At 70.1% G+C, this 6698-nt stretch carries 4 protein-coding genes; 2 read left to right on the top strand and 2 right to left on the bottom strand.

The window, feature by feature from the left end; genetic code table 11:
* Window positions 1-504: 504 nt before the first annotated feature.
* Complete coding sequence (locus tag NBZ83_RS28780) at window positions 505-819, bottom strand: hypothetical protein (RefSeq protein WP_261576195.1); 315 nt, start codon at window positions 817-819, stop codon at window positions 505-507.
* 854 nt (window positions 820-1673) lie between these two features.
* Between NBZ83_RS28780 and NBZ83_RS28775 the strand changes: the two genes are divergently transcribed.
* Window positions 1674-2015: a histone-like nucleoid-structuring protein Lsr2 gene (locus NBZ83_RS28775; RefSeq protein WP_009742427.1), complete on the top strand. Its 342-nt coding sequence runs from the start codon at window positions 1674-1676 to the stop codon at window positions 2013-2015.
* 220 nt (window positions 2016-2235) lie between these two features.
* Here the strand turns inward: NBZ83_RS28775 and NBZ83_RS28770 are convergent, their stop codons facing one another.
* Window positions 2236-3639 (bottom strand): aminopeptidase P family protein, encoded by a 1404-nt coding sequence (locus NBZ83_RS28770; RefSeq protein WP_261570621.1) that lies wholly within the window; start codon window positions 3637-3639, stop codon window positions 2236-2238.
* 1285 nt (window positions 3640-4924) lie between these two features.
* On the opposite strand from NBZ83_RS28770, the gene NBZ83_RS28765 reads away from it, so the two are divergent.
* A complete protein-coding gene (locus tag NBZ83_RS28765) occupies window positions 4925-6496 on the top strand; it encodes an LCP family glycopolymer transferase (protein WP_261576194.1) in 1572 nt (523 codons plus the stop codon).
* The last annotated feature ends 202 nt before the right edge of the window (window positions 6497-6698 follow it).

Here is a 6698-nt window from a genome sequence, read left to right as displayed (position 1 = left end):
GCTGGGGCGGTGCGGGGGCCAAGGAAGTTCGGGGCACGGCTTCGGGAGTGCGACCGATCCTCGGGAGTGCGACGGATTCTCGGGAGCGCGGCAGACACGGCCGCCCGCATCATGTCCGGTGACAGTCGTTCCCGCGATCGTGACGGATTTCCGGGCGGATTCCCGCTGGTTCATTGGGCGGTGCGGTCGCTGACATCCGCGCGATCAATTGGCCGGATCGGTATCGCGGGGACCGCGGCGGCCGGTGTTGACGCTCCGACGCGGTGCCGCGCGGTCTGACCGGCTGCCGGAAGCCGATTGATTCGGGGGACCTCGCCGCAGGACGGGCCGAGGCGCTACCTGCCGGACGTGGGCGGCGCGGGGGTCTCAGAAGGCGCCAGATCCACGTTGGCGCCACGGTCGGGTCTTTTTCTCCGATGGCATCTTTTCGGCCACACGCGCGCGTTGAGAGCCCCGCGCGGGGTAGGTCCGGAGGGGTCCCGCCGGGGGAAGTCGCCGTGGGTCTCACCGTCGGAGCCGGTTCCACAGCCAGCCGGCGCCGCGTGCCTCGGCGCCGAGAGCGAGTACGCGGGTGGTGAGCCCGCGATCCGAAGTGATCACGATGACGCCGGGGCCGGCCTCGCGGGCGGTGTCGACGATCGCGTCATCGCCGTGCCCCGGGGCGTGGACGACGGCGAGTGCGGGTGCGGCGCCGTACCCGGGCGTCGGGTCCGATCGGTCGGCGGCGAGCCAGGAATTGCCGTCGCCGTCCCCCGGCGGGCGCTGCCCCTTCCCCCGAGCGTGGTCGCCGTTCCCGGGAGGGCGGCGGTCCTTCCCCAAAGATCGATCGCCCTTCCCGCTCGGCCGAACAGTGTTCCCGCTCGGCTGATCGGTGTTCCCGCGCGGCTGGTCGGTGTTCCCGCGCGGCTGGTCGTGAACATGGTTGGGGGCCGCAGGCCTGGCCGGAGTCGGCTCGATGACCACCGCTGCGGCGGGAACCCCGGCTCGGGCCGCCCCTTCCAGAACGACCAGGATCCGCGCCGGCCATTCCGCTGACCCGGGCGATCCGACGTGCGCGTCGGACCCGGCGATCCAGGTCGAAATATCGGCGAGCAGGCGCCGGGCAGCGCCCGGACGGTCGCGCCACCAGCCGTCGGCCCGAGAGCCAATGACGTTGGCACCGTCCACCACCCACGTCCGTGGGTACTCGTCCGTGCGCCGATCCATAGGGTCGGCGCCGGAATCAGGCGTACTCATCCGCCGCCACGATCCCCTTTGGCATTCGTACCGGTCGGTTCCGCTCACGGCGCCAGCACCCCAAAGCACCCACCGGCTGATGCCTGCCGATTGCCCGGCAATCGTCCGGGGAGTCGGTAGACGAACACGATCGGTGTTCCAAGGTCGGTGGACATGGTCGCCGCCCGGCCGACGGCGGCCCAACTGTCCGCTTGCGGCCGGCGTTTCGGCTCGGAAGGTGTGATTCGCAGAACATGATCACCCTCTATCATGCCGAGCTTGGCCGCCGCGTTTGGGTTCCGCACTCCGACAGCCTCACCAGCGTGCCTAGACCGGTGTCTTCGTGTTCGGTGGCCCAAGTCTGCGAGTCCGCCGAACCAGACGCGACAGTTCCCGGTGTTCTCGTGGTAATACTAGACGCGTGAGTTCTGCGGTCCGCTGACCTGAAGGAGTGTGGCATGGCCCAGAAGACCATCGTCTCGTTGATTGACGATCTCAGTGGAGAAGAGGCCGACGAGACTGTCCGCTTCGGACTCGACGGTGCGCAGTATGAGATCGACCTGTCGGAGAAGAACGCGACGAAGTTGCGTGAGTCGCTGGCCCCGTTCGTGACCGCGGCCCGCCGTTCCGGTGGCCGTGCGGCGGGTGGCCGTCGTGGCGTGCGTACCGCTTCGCGGCGTACCGGCGGAACCGACCGCACCGCCGACATTCGCGAGTGGGCGCGCAGCAACGGTTACACGGTGAGTGACCGTGGCCGTATCGCTTCCAACATCGTCGAGGCGTACGACAAGGCCCACTGATCCTGGTCTTGACGACTTTTCCGGGTCGAGACTCGAAGCGGTGGACCCCGTAGTACCCGTCGTGCCTGCGGTATTCGGCCACGGGCGGCAGGCCCCGGCGCCCAAAGACCTGCTGATCAGGTTTTGCCAGGGCAGGTTCCTGCCACACCGGCCTAGCCGGTGTGGCAGGAACGATTGACCTTCGTGCCAACGCGTGCTGTTGCCGGTTCTGTTCGTTCCGTCAGTTCGGCAGATGCCGGCCCATCCAGTTTTCGATGTCTTCCGGGGTTCGCGGAAGCCCGGCGGACATGTTCCGCCTTCCGTCCCCGGTGACCAGGATGTCGTCTTCTATCCGGACGCCGATGCCGCGCAGCTCGGGGGGAACGGTGAGGTCGTCGGGCTGGAAGTACAGACCCGGTTCCACCGTGAGCACCATCCCGGGCTCCAGCGCCGCATCCCGGTAGGTTTCGTCACGCGCCTGGGCGCAGTCGTGCACGTCCAGCCCGAGCATGTGCGACGTGGCGTGCAAGGTGTATCGACGGTGGATGCCCGCGCCCGGTGCGCGGGGATCTTCCGACAGCGATGCCTGCGCCCCGTCCGGCAGCAGCCCCCAGTCCGCCAGAGCGGTGGCGATGACCTGCATCGCCGCGCGGTGCGGGTCCAGGAACGATGCTCCCGGGCGGACGGCGTCGATGCCGGCCTGCTGTGCGCGGAGAACCACGTCGTATACCTGGCGCTGCAGGTCCGTGAAGCGGCCGGTGATCGGTAGCGTCCGGGTGACATCGGCGGTGTAGAGCGATCTCCCCTCCACCCCCATGTCGAGAAGTGCCAGCTCACCGGCCCGCACCGGCCCGTCGTCGCGCACCCAGTGCAGGGTGGTTGCATGGTGCCCGCAGGCGACGATGGAGCCGTAGCCGACGTCGTTGCCGTCGACGCGGGCGCGCCGCCAGAAGGTGCCCTCCAACCAGCGTTCGCCGTTGGGCAGCTCCATCGCGCGGCCGATTTCTCCTACGCACTCGGTGAAGCCACGCGCTGTCGCCGCGACCGCCTCGTCCAACCGCGCGATCTCGAAGTCATCCTTGACCAGCCGTAGCTCGGAAAGGGCCTGCGCGAGCACCACATCGCGGTCGTCGGCCGATCTGTCGTCAGACCACCGCAGCACCGAACGGTCAACCAGTGGATCGATTCCCCGCAGCGTCCTGGTGTTTCCCGGCGCCAGCCGGGCCAGGGCGCCCGAGAGCTCGGTCAGCGGCCGGCACTCGATCTCCAGGGTGGCGGCCGTCTCGCGAACCCCCGGCCGGGGACCGACCCAGAGTTCGCCGTATCGGCGGTCGGTGTAGAACGCAGAGCTGGAGCGGTCCGATCGGCCCGCGACATACAGCGTCGCATCGTGCTCGCCGGCCGCGTTGGGTAGCAGAACCAGCACGGCATCGGGTTCATGACAGCCTGTCAACCAGAACAAGTCACTTCCCGGACGGAACGGAAAATCCGTGTCGTTTGCCCGTACCCGTAGGCCGCCGCTGGGCACCACGAGGGCATCGGCCGGGAACCGCGAGCCCAACAAGGCGCGGCGTTTCGCGGTGTAGGGTGCACAGTCATCGCGAGATGGCACAGCGTCGTCAATCGGCGCCCAGCCAGTTGCCATAAACCGGCGGAACGCCGCGTGCGGTTCCTCATCGTGGTTGACCTGGCCGGGTTCGCGGCCAGAAGACGCCGCCGGATCGGCCGGCATCTCGCCGGCCTCCACGGAGACGGACACCGGCTCCGAATCCGACTCCGCGCCAGCGGAATCCCTCGTCGCCCCGGGTACATCGATGCGGGGGCGGACAACATCCGCTTCGCCGGCTGTGATGAAGTTCTGGCCACCCTCCGCCGAGGCTCCCTCGGGTACCCCCGTGCCGGCCGGTGGAGGTGTGCTTTGGTGGGACTGGGCACTCATACCGTTAACGGTAGGCCGGTCGAGGTCCGCCGGGTAGTGGTGTGCCGGTCTGGTCGTCCATCGAGACCGCACCGGACAACTCGCCGCGGTCAGAGTCTGGATTCTGGCGTGCGGATCCTCCGGGCGATGTGAGCCGATCCGCCTGTCTCCCGGCGTGATCCGTCGGCCGGCGATCCGGTAGCCGCTCGCGACGTCATCCGATCATCCGGCTTGAGGGGGAGTGCCTGCTGGGGTCGGTGGCCTCGGAAGGTTACCCAAGAGTCCATCCTCTTGCTTCGAACGGGTTAACACGGGCAAGCATTCGGTTGTGCGAGATCTGCGCTATCCGTCGTTGCGTGACTTTCTGTCGCTGCCCGTTGACGGGGGTGTCGGAACTCTGAGCGTGGGCTCCTGGCGGCGGCCTCGGGGCGGTTCGGTCCGGGTGCTGACCTCCTTGGTCCCCGTAATACCGACCTGATATCCGTGCCTTCATCGGTCTCGCGGGCAGCGCGTGGGAGCGGGCTCACGGTGAGTCGGGACATCCGAGTCGACGCGCGCGACTCCTCGATGGTGCTGTAACCGACATCACATTGCAGAGATCCCGGCATTTTCGGCCCGGCCGAGGATAAATCTCGCAAATATGGTCGAAAGTCGCGCCAACGGATTGCCAACCGCCGCGCGCTCGCCGGACCGCGGTCGCGGCCGGGCCTGGTCGCCCACCCGACAGCCGTCGACGGGGCCGACGGCCCCCAGCGCGCGAGTTTGGTGAGAGGCTGTCCTGGAGTGTTCCGTTGGTCGGCTCGTGGCTCGTGGCCGGAACCGGGTGGCGCCGTGGCAATCGCGGGCCGGTCGGGCCGGGCGGCCCACGGCCGCCCGATCGGCGCCCGCCCCGGCGGGCGCGAGGCGCGCGACACTGGGGGAACGGTCCGCCTGGAACGGATGCCCGGAACACCGATGGCGTCACCGGCGCGGGATGATCTCCTCCCGGTGGATGAGGGAGGGGGAGGCGGCCATGACCTGGCCTCCGGATCGGCCGGAACGGCACGGGCCGCCCGCGGGACGCCGCGACGGGGAGGGCGACGGCCGGCGGCGCGATGTCCCTCAGCGCAATGCCCCTCAGCGCAATGCCCCCCGGCGCGATGGCTCCCGGCCCACGTCCGAGGAGAACTGGCCAGCGGGGCAGTGGCCGCAGCGCCAGCCCGGATCCCCTCCGCCCGCCGGGGACCGCCCGGCTCGCCCGCGGGCCCAGCCGCGACCCCCCGGCCGTTCCCGCGATCCCTACGCCGATCCCTATTCCGGCCGTGATCCCCATCCCAGGCGTGATCTCCAGGCTGGTCGCGCCGAGCCACCAGACGGTCGCCGGGCGGCCGAGCCGCCCGGCCCGACCCGGCGGGACCTGCCGGCGACCAGCGACCCCGCGCCGCCGCGCCGCGGCTCGATCCATCGCGGCGTCACCGCGGTCGCGGCGGTTCTCGCCGCGGTCGTGCTTGTGCTGGCGACCAGTGGCTGGGCCGTGTTACGTCACTACGACGGCCGGGTCCGCCACACCCCGCTGACCTTCGCCGCCGGCGTGGACCGGCCGACGTCGGCCTCGGGCGGCACACAGAACATCCTGCTGGTCGGGTCCGACACCCGGGCTGGGACCAGCGGAGAGTTCGGCGTGGCCGAGGGGCAGCGGTCCGACACCACGATCCTCGCTCATCTCGACGAAAACGGCTCGACGACCCTGATCTCCTTCCCCCGCGACCTGTGGGTGCGGATCCCTGGCTACACCGATTCGCGGGGCACCCAGCATGCGGCCCAGCGTTCCAAGCTGAATTCGGCCTTCTCCTACGGCGGACCTTCACTGTTGGTCGCGACCATCGAAGGCCTCACCGGGATCCGCGTGGACCACTACGTGCAGATCGATTTCGTCGGCTTCCAGGGGATGACCGACGCGCTGGGCGGGGTCACCGTCTGCATCAGGGAGCTGCCGCCCGAGCTGAAGGCGCGCGGCTTCGACAACCTGCACGACCACTACTCCGGTTTCTCCGGCCAGGTGGGGGAGAATCGGCTGACCGGGGCGCAGGCCCTGGCCTTCGTCCGCCAGCGTTACGGCCTGCCGGAGAGCGACATCGACCGGATCCGCCGCCAGCAGCAGTTCCTGGGGGTCGTCTTCCAACGGATTGCCTCCACCGACACGCTGCTCAACCCGGCGAAGCTGATCAATGTGATCGACGCCGCGACCTCCGCGATCACCCTCGACGACCGCACCTCCCTGGCCGACCTGCGCCTGCTCGCCGTCCGGATGCAGTCGATCGGTTCCGGTGGGGTCACGTTCGCCACCGTGCCGGCGGCGGCCGGCCAACGTGCCGGGCAGAGCGTGCTGGTGCCCGATCCCGACCAGCTCGGTGCCTTCCTGAAGCCCTTCGGCGGCCGCGCCGCCGCGACGAGCTCCACCGGTGCGTTGCCGGCCGCCGCGGCCACCTCCGCGGCCGTCCCGGTGTTCTGGTCCCGACCGGCCGCGGCCGCGGGCGGCGGCGTCCGGGCCATTGCGGCCGCCGCCCCGGCCGCCGCCCCGGCAGGCGTCTCCTGCACCTACTGAGCGGGCTGAGTCGGCCCCCGCCGCAGAGGGGCCACCGGCACGGTGGGGGCGTCGTCGGCGGCGCAGTGGTCATCCGAGACGCCGCCGCCTCGGCTGGCGGGGTCGGCGGCGCCGTCACCCCAATGGTGGCCGTCATCGGGATGTGGACCGCCGCTGGCAGACGGCCCATCGGTAGGAGGGGGACTGCCGGTGGGAGGGGGAC

This window comes from Frankia gtarii (assembly GCF_025403375.1).
GTDB classification, from domain to species: Bacteria; Actinomycetota; Actinomycetes; order Frankiales; family Frankiaceae; genus Frankia; species Frankia gtarii.
Note: the sequence above shows the minus strand (reverse complement) of the source record. Positions and strands in the feature narration are given on the sequence as shown.